Origin of the sequence: Streptomyces sp. NPDC102283 (assembly GCF_044766265.1) — a bacterium.
Lineage (GTDB): Bacteria > Actinomycetota > Actinomycetes > Streptomycetales > Streptomycetaceae > Streptomyces.
The window spans coordinates 66304-78677 of sequence record NZ_JBIWLQ010000001.1; the positions used below are offsets into that span (position 1 = coordinate 66304).

At 70.1% G+C, this 12374-nt stretch carries 13 protein-coding genes and 1 pseudogene; 3 read left to right on the top strand and 11 right to left on the bottom strand.

The annotated features are described in order from the left end of the window. Nucleotides 1-93: 93 nt before the first annotated feature. Nucleotides 94-366 (top strand): annotated as a pseudogene (locus ACIRJT_RS00295) (hypothetical protein); the annotation flags it as partial. A gap of 35 nt (nt 367-401) precedes the next feature. On the opposite strand, the gene ACIRJT_RS00300 reads toward ACIRJT_RS00295, so the two are convergent. From ACIRJT_RS00300 to ACIRJT_RS00315, 4 genes are all read right to left on the bottom strand, one after another. Beyond that, nucleotides 402-1094 (bottom strand): DUF1524 domain-containing protein, encoded by a 693-nt coding sequence (locus tag ACIRJT_RS00300; protein WP_403904368.1) that lies wholly within the window; start codon nt 1092-1094, stop codon nt 402-404. A gap of 128 nt (nt 1095-1222) precedes the next feature. Further along, complete coding sequence (locus ACIRJT_RS00305) at nt 1223-2002, bottom strand: hypothetical protein (RefSeq protein ID WP_403902544.1); 780 nt, start codon at nt 2000-2002, stop codon at nt 1223-1225. A gap of 223 nt (nt 2003-2225) precedes the next feature. Continuing rightward, nucleotides 2226-2504, bottom strand: a complete 279-nt coding sequence (locus ACIRJT_RS00310; protein WP_403902546.1) for a type II toxin-antitoxin system RelE/ParE family toxin — start codon at nt 2502-2504, stop codon at nt 2226-2228. 3 nt (nt 2505-2507) lie between these two features. Beyond that, nucleotides 2508-2786 carry a type II toxin-antitoxin system Phd/YefM family antitoxin gene (locus ACIRJT_RS00315; RefSeq protein ID WP_403902548.1) on the bottom strand — a complete coding sequence of 93 codons (279 nt, stop codon included), beginning with the start codon at nt 2784-2786 and terminating at the stop codon, nt 2508-2510. Between the two features lie 195 nt (nt 2787-2981). Here ACIRJT_RS00315 and ACIRJT_RS00320 point away from each other — a divergent pair, with 195 nt between their 5' ends. After that, nucleotides 2982-4085 carry a hypothetical protein gene (locus tag ACIRJT_RS00320; protein ID WP_403902551.1) on the top strand — a complete coding sequence of 368 codons (1104 nt, stop codon included), beginning with the start codon at nt 2982-2984 and terminating at the stop codon, nt 4083-4085. On the opposite strand, the gene ACIRJT_RS00325 is transcribed toward ACIRJT_RS00320, so the two are convergent. The 3 genes from ACIRJT_RS00325 to ACIRJT_RS00335 form a co-directional block, all read right to left on the bottom strand. Then, nucleotides 4058-4843 (bottom strand): SAM-dependent methyltransferase, encoded by a 786-nt coding sequence (locus ACIRJT_RS00325; RefSeq protein ID WP_403902553.1) that lies wholly within the window; start codon nt 4841-4843, stop codon nt 4058-4060. The genes ACIRJT_RS00320 and ACIRJT_RS00325 overlap by 28 nt on opposite strands. A gap of 58 nt (nt 4844-4901) precedes the next feature. Continuing rightward, the gene (locus tag ACIRJT_RS00330) at nt 4902-5825 is read right to left on the bottom strand and encodes a hypothetical protein (RefSeq protein ID WP_403902556.1); all 924 of its coding nucleotides are present in this window, start codon (nt 5823-5825) and stop codon (nt 4902-4904) included. 77 nt (nt 5826-5902) lie between these two features. Further along, nucleotides 5903-6985 (bottom strand): S1 family peptidase, encoded by a 1083-nt coding sequence (locus tag ACIRJT_RS00335; protein WP_403902558.1) that lies wholly within the window; start codon nt 6983-6985, stop codon nt 5903-5905. 494 nt (nt 6986-7479) lie between these two features. On the opposite strand from ACIRJT_RS00335, the gene ACIRJT_RS00340 reads away from it, so the two are divergent. Beyond that, nucleotides 7480-8382, top strand: coding sequence for a lysostaphin resistance A-like protein (locus ACIRJT_RS00340; RefSeq protein ID WP_403902561.1), 903 nt, complete (start codon nt 7480-7482; stop codon nt 8380-8382). A gap of 91 nt (nt 8383-8473) precedes the next feature. On the opposite strand, the gene ACIRJT_RS00345 is transcribed toward ACIRJT_RS00340, so the two are convergent. The 4 genes from ACIRJT_RS00345 to ACIRJT_RS00360 are packed head-to-tail and all read right to left on the bottom strand — an operon-like array spanning nt 8474 to nt 12250. Further along, entirely contained in the window at nt 8474-9673 is a 1200-nt protein-coding gene (locus tag ACIRJT_RS00345; protein WP_403902564.1) for an ABC transporter permease, read from the bottom strand. After that, nucleotides 9670-10539 carry an ABC transporter ATP-binding protein gene (locus ACIRJT_RS00350; RefSeq protein ID WP_403902567.1) on the bottom strand — a complete coding sequence of 290 codons (870 nt, stop codon included), beginning with the start codon at nt 10537-10539 and terminating at the stop codon, nt 9670-9672. Before ACIRJT_RS00350 ends, ACIRJT_RS00345 begins: the two co-directional genes overlap by 4 nt. Then, on the bottom strand, nt 10536-11624 hold the full coding sequence (locus ACIRJT_RS00355) for a peptidoglycan-binding protein (RefSeq protein ID WP_403902570.1): 1089 nt from the start codon (nt 11622-11624) through the stop codon (nt 10536-10538). The genes ACIRJT_RS00350 and ACIRJT_RS00355 overlap by 4 nt, the downstream gene beginning before the upstream one ends. After that, on the bottom strand, nt 11621-12250 hold the full coding sequence (locus ACIRJT_RS00360; protein WP_403902573.1) for a hypothetical protein: 630 nt from the start codon (nt 12248-12250) through the stop codon (nt 11621-11623). Before ACIRJT_RS00360 ends, ACIRJT_RS00355 begins: the two co-directional genes overlap by 4 nt. Nucleotides 12251-12374: the final 124 nt, after the last annotated feature.

The following is a 12374-nucleotide window of genomic DNA, read 5'->3' on the forward strand; positions in this document are numbered from 1 at the left end:
TTGGCATGTGACGACAACTCCTAGCGACCCTCACGGTCGGCCAGGGCGCTGGGCCCAGGGCGCAGGGCGGCGGGCCCGCCACCGGTGGTGGACCACGCCGGGCCCATCATCCGCTCCGGCATCGGAGAGCGCAGCATGTACTTCCTGCTCGCGCCGGGCACCGCCGCCGAGCACCGGTGGCCTCCCGGGGTGGAGGCGATGAGCAGGAACGCGCGCGGGGAAGCGTTCGTCGGGGTTCCGGCGCTGGGCGGAGGGACCTGGCCGCCGGACTGGCGGTCGCGGCCCACGGTCCAGGACCCGTTCGTCGATGCCGCGCTGCTGCACGAGATGGCCTGGCTGCGGGCGGGGTGCGCCGTGAGGGAGTGAGCGGGGCCGACGTGTCCCGCTCACTCCCGGGCGGGTCAGGCGGCCGGTGTGTAGCGGATGATGGTGTCCTCGCAGGGCCCCTCCGCGTACACCTTCAACGCTTCCAGCTCGCTGTCGTCCGCGGTGAGCTGCCAGCGGAGCTTGGTCGAGACCCATTCCCCCGCGTACCGGCACTGGACCTCCGGGGACGCCGGCATCCAGTCCGCCGGGTCCTTGTCCGCCTTCTGGCGGTTGGTGCGCGATGTGACCGCGACCAGGGAGACGTCCGCACCCTGGTCGTTCGCGTAGGCCTCCCACCGGCCCGCGGTCCAGGCGGAGGCGCCGGAATCCCAGGCCTCGGCGAGCGCGACCAGGTGGGCCACGTCCAGGGAGCCGGTGCCGGTGACCTCCTGACCGTCGAAGTAGGACGTCCACCTGCCGCCGGTCAGCTTGCAGCCGGGCTCCACGGTCGGTGCGACGACCGCTTCGGCGAGGAGGACCTCGGCGCGGGTGTCGCACCCGTCCGTCGTGTCCTCACCCGCGTTCCAGTGCCGGAAGGACGAGGAGGTGTAGTCGGCGCGGTTCTCCTCGGTGACCTTCAGCAAGCCGACCGCGTCGGACAGGGGCGTCACCTCCGCCGCCGGAGCGGCCTGCGCTGCCTGTGCTGCTGGAGTGGCGGGGGACGGGAGAAGGGGGACGAGGGCGAGGGCGAGCGCGCTGAGACCGCGCGCGAGGTTCTTGATCACCAGCGCGTTCTACCGGCCGCGCCCCGCCCTCGCGTAGCCCGGGAGGGTGCAATCACCCGCCCGGGCCAGCGAGTTCACCGGAGGAACGCTTCCGCAACCCGCGCTCCTCCGCGCGTGTCCGTCGACCGCGTCTACCGGAGGGCGACCCGGTCCCCGGACGACGCGCTCGCGCCGGACGTCGTGTTGCCGTAGTACGTCCACCGCCACGTTCCTGCCGCTGTGGCCTTCACCGTGGTTTTCAGCGCCCCCGTCCTGCTCGACGTCGCCTTCTTGACCGTCTTGTACGTGGAGGAGCCCGCCGCCTTGAACTGGAGGCTCACCGAGCGGCCTCCGTACCCCTGGTACGTGTGGGTGTCCCAGTTCGCCCGGGTGACCTTTCCGGTCACGGTGAGCGTCTTCCCCTTGACGACCGGCTCCGGCGAGGCGTTGACCGTGACACGGGTGGCCCGTTTCAGCTGCACGGAGTGGTTCTCGTCGTCAACGTCCTGGGAGTCCTTGGGGAGGAAGAGCCGCGCGGCGGTCCGCCAGGTGCCGGCGTCCTCGTTCCCGAAGTCGGTGTGCCGCGGGTCGATGTACACCCAGTTCTCGAAGTCGCACGTTCCCTTGGCCTTGTTCACGACCTTGCAGTCACTGCCGATGATGGCGCTGTGCATCGTGTCCATGTTGCTCAGCTTTCCCCGGTAGGGGAACACCGTCGGCCCGTGCTTGTACGTGAGCTTGGTCGTCATCCGGAAGGTCGCGTACACCTCGACCTCCTCCTTGACCCCGATCACGATCGGCTTCCCGCCGTTCACCGTGACCCGGGAGAAGGCGACCCCGCCCTCCGCCGCCCCGGCCGGCACCGCCGCCACTCCGGTGAACACGGCTGCGGCCGCACCGGCCACCACCGCTCTCCGCGTCGCTCTCTTCATGTCGAACCCGTCCTCTCCCCAGCCGCCCGGGGCCGCGCGCGCAGGGCGCGCCTGCCCGAGGTGTTCCTCGCGGCTGACCAGGAGACCAGGGAGGGGGGTGCGCGGTTGTGCGCGGTGCGGCAACGATTTGATCACCAGGGCAGGGCAGGGCAGGGCAGGGCACGGCACGGCTTTGCTCCGGCTCGGTGTCCGGCCGTCTGCACCGTGGGGCCGACCGGCGGGCTCAGAGAGATCGGCAGATCTCGCGGCGGTGGGCGACGGCGAGTACCCGGACGATGAGCCGGCCGCCCTCCACCGTGTAGACGGCCCGGTCGTCACCTGCTCGGAGACGCCATCGCGCCTCGTGGCCTTGGAGCGGCTTGACGTCGAATGCGGCGAGGTCTCCCGTGTCCAAGGCCTTCTGGAGGTCTGCCAGACGGCCGAGGACACGTCGGGCTTCCGGCAGGGGGATCTTGAGGAGGTCACGCTGTGCGCGGGCCGTGAATCGTGTGACGTGGCCCATGGGTCAGTTGGCCGACCGGAGGAGTGCGGCCATCTCTTCGAGGGATACGGATCCGTCGGTTCCCTCGGCAGCGGCCTCGTCCGCGAGCCGGTTGAGCCATTCGTCCTCGTGCCGCTCGGCGGACTCGCGCAGGCGTCGGTATTCGTCGATGTCCACGATGACCGCTTCGCTCTTGCCTCGGCGGGTGATGATCGTGGGCGTGGCGTCACGACGGGCGCGGTCGATGACGTCGGCGAGGTGCTTGCGTACCTCTGCCATGGATTCGGTCACGGGCTCGCTCATGCAAGGAATGTCGTAGATGTACATCTCTTACGCGAGGTGAAGCCGAGGGTGCGGAGTGCGTCACTCTCTGCGGTACCGTAATCGTGTCATCACGTTCCGTGCGCACGGATTGGTCAGCGCACAGGGCGGCCCCCGGGGGTGTTAGCGCACCGACCCGAGGGCCTTCACCACTAGTGGATCAGGAGTCCACCCGCGATGCTTTCGCATGTTATCCCGCCCCCTCGGGGCTACACGAAGGCCCCCAACAGCCTCGTGCGTCATCCGCGTATCGGCAGCGACGCGAAAGTCCTGGTCCTCTACGTCCAGGGGCTGCCCGAAGAGCTCCGCGACAAGGCGCTGGGCGAGCACGCCCGCGCTCTCCGTATGACCGGTCGCGCCTACCAGAAGGCCAAGGCCGACCTTGTGTCGCACGGGTACGTTCACGAGCGGCGCGAGAGCGTCGCCGGAGGGCGCTGGCGCACCGTCCAGGTGTTCAGCAACGAGCCGCTGACGGATGAACAGGCCGCCCGTCTCCGCGCCGGTGTCCCCGCCGACGGGTACGAGAACGCGGGTGCTTGCGTCGCCCCGGACGCGTGGCCCGCTCCGAGTGCGCACTCTCCGACGGTCGGTGAGCCGACGGGCCGGAGGGTCGGTGGTCTCTTACCCGCGGACGAAGAACAGGGCGAGAACTCTTCCCACCCGCCGACCGAAGCGGCCGTGGAGGCGGAAGGCGAGTCGCAGGATCAGGACCAGGCCGAAGTTCTGCTCGCCGAGCGCGTGTTGCTCTCACTGCGGCACAAGACACGTGAGCTCTCGCTCGGGGTGCGTGAGGCCCGCAAGCTCGCCGCCCTCGCCGCCGAGTGGTTGCGCCGGGGCGTCAGCGCCGGAGACCTGCGACTGGCGCTGAGCAGCGCGCTGCCACAGGAAGGGGTGCGTTCGGCCTTCGGGTTCCTGAAGAACCGGCTCGTGGAGAAGCTGCCCGCGCCCCCGGAGGAGACGGCGGACCTTTTGGTGGCGGCGGAGTCCGCACCGCCGCCGCATCCGCCGTCGCCCCTGCCCCCGTCCCTGCCGCTCCTCGCCTGCGACGGGCCCGGCGAGGAGCACATGTTCCGGCCGCACGAGTCGTGGGTCACCACGTGCGGGCCGTGCCACCGCGAGCAGCAGCGCGCCTACTGGGCCGACCTGATGGCCTGCGCCGAGGCCGAACCCGCACCCCCGAGGCCGTCCTGGCGGGAGCTCGCCGCCGAGGCCGCCGCGAACGGGGGTGTCACGTGTGCCGAGGAGGCTTCCGGCTACGGGACCCGGGCCACGGCCACGTAGATGCCGCTGAACTCCTGGGTGGGCGCGGGCGTGCCGTTGAACCACTCCGGGGCCTGCACCAGGCCGGGGGCGACGATCTCCAGGCCCTCGAAGAACCGCGCGAACTCCTTGCGGCTCCGCAGGGCCAGTTGGATGCCGCCCTTCTTGTACTCGTCCTCGCTCTGCTGCCCGATCTCCTCGTTCACGTCGGACGCGCCGTGGGACAGCACGACGTAACTGCCCGGCGCCATAGCGCTCGTGAACGTACGGATGATGCCGATCGGGTCCTCGGCGTCGGGGAGGAAGTGGAGCAGGCCGAGGAGTGACAGGGCGATCGGGTGGGTGAAGTCCAGGGTCTCGCGTGCCGCGTCGAGGATGATCGCGGGCTCGCGGACGTCGGCGTGGACGTAGTCCGTCACGCCCTCCTGGTGGCTGACCAGCAGCGCTTCCGCGTGGCGCAGGACGATGGGGTCGTTGTCGCAGTAGACGACCCGGGCGGAGGGGCGGATCTCCTGGGCCGTCTGGTGCAGGTTCGGCTCGGTGGGGATGCCTGTCCCGATGTCCAGGAACTGTGTCACGCCCTCGCCCGCCAGCCAGGCCGTCGCGCGGTTCATGAAGGCGCGCTGCTGCCGGGCGCCGACCTTCGCCTCGATGGGCAGGAGCTCGGCCACCTGCTGGTCCACCGGATAGTTGTCCTTGCCGCCGAGCAGCGCGTCGTAGACCCGGGCCGAGTGCGGCTTGCTGGTGTCTATCGGGGGGTGAGGCGCCTGTGCCGTCATACCGAACTCCAGATACACGTGGTGTGGACCATTCAGTTGACGCAGTCTGCCACAGCAACTATGGCGTTGGAGCAGGGCGGTTGAGGGCTTCGTACGGCACTGGTCGGCCCGTGAAGGCGTCGAGGACGATGCGGCCGTCGACCGGGCGGTCGAGCTTCACGCTCACGGACGCGACATTCATCTCGCTCGAACAGGGTCCGTCCTCGGCTCCGGTCACCGAGGCGGACAGGACCACACTCTTCTCCGTCTCAAGAGCCCGCACGACAGGACCGTCATCACATGACCCGTGGTTGGCGAGTACGGTCAACGAGGCTCCGGATCGGCCGACTTCCGCTATTCCTCCCAGCGGGGCCAGCTCACTCACCGACATGTCGCCGACAGGCTTGATCGGAGACTCGGGCGACTCGGAGGCCTTGACGGCTACCAGCTTGAGCGGGGTCTTGTAGCCTTCCACGGTGAACTGCCAGGCCGGGACAGTCGCCGGGCCACGGCTTGTGGCGTGCACCATCTCGCCCAGACGCGCCCCGGTGATGACGAGGCTTGAACTCCTGGATCCGCCGCGGTTCAGAGCCCTGTATGCCTGATCGGCCCCGATCAGCGGCAGATCGAGATGGTCTCCGTTCTGCCACGTCACCTTTCCGTGTTTTTGCGACGTGCCGGAGAGGTCGCCGCGGAGTGTGAAGCTGGCGATTTCGAAGGACTGCGCGTCGGCTCTGTTGTGAAACCCTTCCTCGGGTGGTTCGGCCGGGCCGGCCATGGGGTAGTAGCCTTCGGCCCAGGATTCGGCCGCTTCGGAACCATCCCAGGCATCGGCCACCTGGCGAGCGCGGACCTCTGAAGATCGTCGGCTGTCGGTGACGTCCTTCTTCTCGCCTTGACCCGGTTCCTTGCTGTTGCTGCAGCCAGTCAGTAAGCCTGCGGAGGCCGCGACCAGCGCCAGAGTGACGGAGACTCCACGTGTGCGCCCGTGACGTGCTGTCATGAATCCCCCAATGAATCGTGACCCGTGCATGGGTGACTTGCTCAGTGTTCGCTGGAACTGGGTTGCGCAGGAATCTGTCAGTACACTTCGTACCCTTCCCGACTTACTGTCCGCTGCACGTTCTGATAAAAACTACGGCGACCCACCTGCGCATCCGAGTCGCCACAGGGTTCGTCCACGTAATTGCCACCAGAAGTAATTCCCAGAGCATAGGTGTCGCTGTAGAGGGCTCCTCCGCTGTCGCCCATCCTGGTGCACAGATCGGTTTCAATCATGTGGTAAACCGTCGCTCCGGTATCATAATTCACAGTGGTGCTGGTTCTGATCACCTTTCCGGACAGGTCCTGGCTCATGGTCCCCAGTCGCTTTACGTTCTCGCCTGCTCGCGGGTCGCGCGAGGTGGTGATCGACTGTTCCGATTCATCCCTCAGTTGCAGTGAGCCGACCGCGACGACTTCGGGGTTCTTGTACTGGACCAGAGCCCAGTCCTCCGGCTCGTAGTTCCACTTGTGTACGGTGCCCAGATAGACCTGTCCGGCCTTTCTTTCCCACTCGTAGTTGCCGCCGAGCATGCAATGTCCAGCGGTGAGGAGAAACTTCTTGCCCGCTCCGTTCTGTACGTTGAAGGCGGCGCTGCATGTTCTGCGTGAGAAGATCCCCAGGCCGCCTCGCATGTAGTAGGTGGCGGTCGGCTCGATCTTCCCCGAGTTCTCCTCGATCCGCACCGCGTCCCCATGAGCCCTTGCGGCTTCCAGGACGCGGGATCTATCGGTGGGTGGCACACCGTCATACAGGCCGACCGTGACCGTGTTGCCGGCAGGGTCGACACCCCAGGTCGTGTTGGGAATTCCGGCCAGTTCATCCAAGTCGGCATGGACTGATTCAAGTGTCGCCGCGCTGTGCTTCACGACTTCCGCGACGCCTCCGGCATCTCTGACCGCAGTCGCTGTGTCCGCGTCGGTGACTGCGATGACCGGGCGGCCGTTCCGGTAGTAGACACCTGCTGTGTCGCTATCACCCAGACTGGCGGCCAATGTCTCGGCCGATTCGAAGTTCAAAGGGGGTGGAGTGGCGGAATGTTCGCCGGGTGTCACAAATGCCGCCAGCAACCCGCTGACGGCCATGGTGGCACCTGCGGTCCATAGAGATCGGATCTTCATTGAATATCCTCGGAGCTTCCGGATGCGTCCTTTTGTTCAGCGGGTGGGCACATGGTTACCGCTTATCGTTAATGGCGGATGAAGAGGGCGTGTCCGCGTGGGAGCTGCGTGTTGTTATGGCTTGTTCTTCGATGGCGACGGCTGGAAATGGATCACGTGTGAATCGGAGGGCAGCATTCCTCTGCCCGAGGCCGGTGGCTCCCCTCGTCGACGTATCGCGTTGGACCGACGTATCGCGTTGGGCCGACGTGCCGCGTCGAGTCGGTGCACCGCGTTGACCCGTCCCCGGGCGGCAACCGAAGATCGTTGGTGTGAACCCGCCTGCTGACGTGCCCCAGCCGCCGAACTCGGCTCCCTCGCCTCCCCCGTCTCCCTCGTCTCCTCCGTCTCCCTGGGCCCCGCCGCAGTCCTCGGCCGAACCGCCCCGCCCTCCCGACCCTGCGTGGCAGGGCTGGGACAGGCCCCCGGAGTGGAACCGCCCGGCGTCCGGGCCGGTGCGTGCGCCCTCGGGCTCCCGCTACGACGAGCAGGGCCGCAACGGTCAGGGCGGGCGGTTCGGCTGGCTGGGCGAACTGCTGGTCGTCCTCCTGCTGGTCGTGCTGGGCATGGTGGCGGTCGGCGTGGTCGGCGCGATCATCGCGGACGTGCTGGACGCGGGGCCCGCCTCGGCGGACAGCGAGCTCTTCTTCGAGGACCCGGTCGCCGAACTGGCGATCTCGCTCGTCGGCATCGCGGTCGGCATACCCATCGTCCTGTGCGTGGCCCGCGGTCTCGGCCGTCGGCCGGCCGGGACCGTGTCCTCGGTCGTCGGACGGCTCCGCTGGGGGTGGCTCGGGCGCTGCGCAGCCGTGGGCTTCCCGCTGATGGCCGCACAGATCGGGCTGCTGATCGCCTGGACCTGGGAGGCGGAACCGCTCACGGAGTCCGGTGCGGGCTTTCCGGGCTGGCCCTACTTTCTGCTGAGCCTGGCCGTGGTGCTGGCGCTCGTCCCGTTCCAGGCCGCCGCCGAGGAGTACGTCTTCCGGGGCTGGCTGGTCCAGGTGATCGGCCGGGTCGTGCGCTCACCCTGGCCCGCGATCGTCCTGGCGTCCCTCCTGTTCGCCCTGGCCCACGGGTTCGGCGAGCTCTCCGGCTTCCTCCTGCTGCTCTACTCGGCTCTGTGGTGGGGCTGGCTGGTGATCCGCACCGGCGGGCTCGAAGCGGTGATCGTCCTGCACGTCGCCAACAACGTGCTGGCCTTCGGCCTGGCGGCGGGCTTCGGGGAACTCGACGACACCAGCACCGCCGCCGACGCCCCCTGGCAGGCCCTGGTCCTCGAACTCGTCTTCGCCCCGCTGTACTGCCTGACCATGGCGAAGATCGCCGAGCGCCGAGGCATCGAGCGCCTCAGCCCCTGACGCCTGACGTCCTCCTCAGCCTGCCCTCCTCAGCCGGTCGTCCCCACGCCGGTCCTCCTCACGCCGCCGGTCGTCCTCACGCCGGTCCTCCTCAGGTCGCGTTCAGCGCGACCGTCGGGTGCAGGCGGGAGGCGCGGATCGCCGGGTAGAGGCCCGCGACCACCCCGATCAGCAGGGTCGCGGCCAGGCCGCCCGCCAGGGACCAGGGCGGGACCACCGCCGTCCACCCCTGCGCCCGCGCGAACCCGTAGGTCGCCGCCGCGCCCGACAACGCGCCCGCGACGCCGCCCAGCGCGGACAGGAGCAGCGACTCGGTCAGGAACTGGAGCCGGATCGCGTTGCGCGTCGCACCCAGCGCGCGGCGCAGGCCGATCTCCTGGCGGCGCTCCAGCACGGAGATCACCATCGTGTTGGCGACGCCCACCCCGCCGACCAGGAGGGCCACCGCGCCGAGCCCGAGCATCAGGGCCGTCAGCCCCTTGTCGGCGGCGGCGCGGGCGGCCAGCGCGTCCGAGGGGCGCGAGACCCGGACACCGGCCTCGTTGCCGGGGCTGACCGTGCGGGCCAGCACCGCCCGTACGTCCTCGACCGAGGCGTCCGTGGAGCGCTCGAAGATCGTGGTGGGGCGGCCGTCGAAGCCGAAGTAGCGTGCCGCGGCGGGGAACCCGATCAGGGCCACCCGGTCCAGGGTCGGGACCAGCTCGACGGGTTCGAGGATCCCGACGACGGCCACCCGGGTGTCGTTCAGCATGATCGTCTCGCCGGGGCGGGTGATGCCGAGGCGGTCCGCCGCCACCGCGCCCAGGACGGCCGTGGGCAGGCGCTCCCCTGCCGGGGTCAGCCAGGTGCCCCGCGCCACCTCGCCACCGAGCGTGGCGAGCAGGTCGGTCCGGGCCGCCTGCGCGGTGACCCCGGCCGTGCGTTCCTCGGGGACGACGTCGCTGCGGCGGATGCGGGCGTCGACCTCGGCGGTGGCCGTGGCGTGTCGCACCGGGCCGATCCGCTCGACCATCGCCACCGCGTTCTTCGGCAGCTCGACCGTGCCTCCGAGCGGATCCTCGCCCGCCTCGGCGGTGAGGAGGTTGGTGCCGAGACGGTCGAGCCGGGACATCAGGTCGGCGCGGCTCGACTCGGACAGGCCGACGACCGCGACCATCGTCGCGATGCCGATGGCGATGCCGAGCGCCGAGAGCACCACCCGGGCCCGGCGCGCCCGCAGTCCGACCGCGCCGACGCGCAGGACGTCCCGGGGGGAGAGGCGGGCGGGCTTGAGGTCATGGGGAGAGGTCATGCGCCGGCCTCCGTACGGGGGGCGGGTGCGGTGGAGCGTGCGCCCGGCGTACGGGGGGTGGAGCGCTCGTCCGCGACGATCTCGCCGTCCCTGAAGCGGACCCGGCGCGGCAGCGAGGCCGCGATCCCGTGATCGTGGGTGATCACGCAGACCGTGGTGCCTGACGCGTTCAGCTCGTGCAGCAGCTCCATGACGATCTCGCCGGACGCGGTGTCCAGAGCCCCGGTCGGCTCGTCCGCCAGCAGCAGCCGGGGCTCTCCCACCAGGGCGCGGGCGATGGCCACGCGCTGCTTCTCGCCGCCGGACAGCTCGGTCGGGGTGTGCGAGTTCCGGTGGTCCAGGCGTACGCGGGCCAGCGCCTCGCGGGCCCGGTTGCGCCGTTCCCGGGAGGGCAGGCCCGTGTACAGCAGCCCGTCGGCGACGTTGTCCACCGCGTCGCGACCCGCCGCCAGGTGGAAGTGCTGGAACACGAAGCCGATGTGGCGGGCGCGCAGGGCGGAGAGGCGGGCGTCGGAGAGCGCGGACACGTCGTGTCCGGCGATCCGGACCGTACCCGTGGTGGGCCGGTCCAGGGTGCCCATGACGTTGAGCATCGTGGACTTGCCGGAGCCGGACGGGCCGACGACCGCGAGGAGTTCGCCCTCGTGGACCGTGAGGTTCACGGCGCGCAGGGCGTGGACGCCGCCGGGGTAGGACTTCGTGGCGTTCCGGAGTTCGACGACGACGGGGGCGACGGGGGCGACGGAGACGCCGGAGACGACGGGGGCGTGGGAGACCGGACGGAACGCGGGCGCGGAGGGGGCCGGGTCGGTCTCGGGCGCAGAAGGGACCGGGTCGGTCCCGGGGACCCGGGAGGGCGGTGTCATGGTTTCGCCACCCCCACCTTCACGCCCTCGCGGAGCTCCGCGCCGCTGACCTCGATCTGCCCGTCGGCCGTCATGCCCGTCTCCACCCGGACCATCGTGGAGGTCGCGCCCCGGACGATCTGGAGCCCGTACCCGCCGTTCTCGCCGCGCAGCGCCACCACCGCCTCGACCGGAACCGCGAGGACCCCCTTGCGGGCCTCGCTGACGAACGTCACGCTCGCCGCCGCCTCGGCGTCCTCACCGGAGGCCGCGCCGGGCCCACCGTCGAGGACGACCTCGACGGTGATGCCCTCCTGGCTCTCGGCCCCGGCGGCGCCGCCCTCCTCCGGACGTACCGTCCCGGAGACCTTCCCGGGCACGGTCTTCCCGCTGGGCAGGGCCACCTCCACCTTCGTGCCGCGTGCGGTGAGCGCGCCGTCGGCCTGGTCCAGGCGGGCCCGGACGACCGGCTCGGTGGAGGCGATCGTCAGGACGGGCCCGTCCGGGCCGACCTGGTCGGCGAGGACCGCGTCGGCGGAGACCACCTTGACCCGGTCGGGCTGGAAGACGACGTCACCCCGGCCGACCCTGCCGGTGGTCTCGCGGTTCAGGTGTTTCTGCCACCGCTTGACGGCGGCCTCGGTGTCCCTGCCGTACTCCGTGTCGACGTACAGCCCGGAACCGTAACCCAAGTCCCGCAGATTGCGCTCCAGTTGGAGGACGTCGCTGCCCCGGTCGCCCGTCTTCATCTCGCGGAACGCCGGGACCGGCCCGTAGAGGAGCGTGACCGGTTTGTCGTTCAGCTCGTACAGGGCCTCTCCTCGCGCCACGGTCCTCCCCTCGGCGGCCGCCACCGTGACGGTGCCCTCCACGGCGGCCTTGACGGCGCGGCGCTGGGCGAAGTCGATCCTGCCGTCGACGGTCTTGGAGAGGACCAGGTCGGTGCGGACCACGGCGGCCGTCGCGGGCGGGAGGCCGTCGCCCCGGCCGGAGGCGTTCGCGTCGTCGCCGTCACCGAGGAACGGAAGGCCTCCGGAGAGGCCGACGGCGACCACCGCCGCGACCGTCACCGCGCCGAGCGCGACGCAGGAGGTGCGGCGCTTCACTGCATGCCGTCCAGACCGTCGAGGAGCTTCGACTCGCACGCCGCCCGGGCCTCCTTGTAGGCGGGCGAGTCGCGGTCGTAGACCGGGGAGCCCGGGTTCGGGTCGCCGCCGGGCACCGCGTTGCCGCCGGACATCACCGGGTTGGTGAACCGGCTGATGCCGTTGTCCCGCATGCACTGGGCGTGCGCGAGCATCGATTCGTAGGACTTCTGCTCGTCGCGCTTGGGTTCGGCCGCCAGGGCCGCCTTGATCTCGTCCAGACAGACGTTGTTCTTCCCTGCCTTGATGCCCTCGTTGCGGCCGGGCTGGGAGCCGATCTCGCTGATCTTCTCCCAGTCGAGATGGCCGCTGAGCTTGGGGTCGGGGAAGTCCTTGTAGCCGCCCTTGGCGCGCATGCACTGGACGAACGTGACCTGGGCGTCGTAGTAGGCGCTCTTGCCGGCGGGCTTCGTGCTCGGAGCGCTCGCGGCCTCGGAGGGCTCGCTCTTCGGGGACGGCACGTCGGCGACGGCGTCGTGGCTCCTGGTCCCGGTGGTGTCGTCGCCGCAGGCGACGGTGAGGGCGAGGAGGGGCACGGCCACGAAGGCGGCCAGGCGGAGCCCGGCGGTGGTGGTGGGGAAGCTCATGGGCCTCACGCTGGCCGCCGAGGATGATGGCCCGTGCATGGGCACATGATGGGAAGGTAACAATGCCTCCGACCTGCGCCTGTGCCCCGGGCAGGGGGAGGCGGAGAGTATTCCGGCGTGCGCA

What these genes read in the sequence shown, in the direction of transcription:
- ACIRJT_RS00305 (WP_403902544.1), bottom strand. Translation starts at nt 2,002, where the DNA reads ATGAAGAGAGCGACGCGGAGAGCGGTGGTGGCCGGTGCGGCCGCAGCC.
- ACIRJT_RS00310 (WP_403902546.1), bottom strand. Translation starts at nt 2,504, where the DNA reads ATGGGCCACGTCACACGATTCACGGCCCGCGCACAGCGTGACCTCCTC.
- ACIRJT_RS00315 (WP_403902548.1), bottom strand. Translation starts at nt 2,786, where the DNA reads ATGAGCGAGCCCGTGACCGAATCCATGGCAGAGGTACGCAAGCACCTC.
- ACIRJT_RS00320 (WP_403902551.1), top strand. Translation starts at nt 2,982, where the DNA reads ATGCTTTCGCATGTTATCCCGCCCCCTCGGGGCTACACGAAGGCCCCC.
- ACIRJT_RS00325 (WP_403902553.1), bottom strand. Translation starts at nt 4,843, where the DNA reads ATGACGGCACAGGCGCCTCACCCCCCGATAGACACCAGCAAGCCGCAC.
- ACIRJT_RS00330 (WP_403902556.1), bottom strand. Translation starts at nt 5,825, where the DNA reads ATGACAGCACGTCACGGGCGCACACGTGGAGTCTCCGTCACTCTGGCG.
- ACIRJT_RS00335 (WP_403902558.1), bottom strand. Translation starts at nt 6,985, where the DNA reads ATGAAGATCCGATCTCTATGGACCGCAGGTGCCACCATGGCCGTCAGC.
- ACIRJT_RS00345 (WP_403902564.1), bottom strand. Translation starts at nt 9,673, where the DNA reads ATGACCTCTCCCCATGACCTCAAGCCCGCCCGCCTCTCCCCCCGGGAC.
- ACIRJT_RS00350 (WP_403902567.1), bottom strand. Translation starts at nt 10,539, where the DNA reads ATGACACCGCCCTCCCGGGTCCCCGGGACCGACCCGGTCCCTTCTGCG.
- ACIRJT_RS00360 (WP_403902573.1), bottom strand. Translation starts at nt 12,250, where the DNA reads ATGAGCTTCCCCACCACCACCGCCGGGCTCCGCCTGGCCGCCTTCGTG.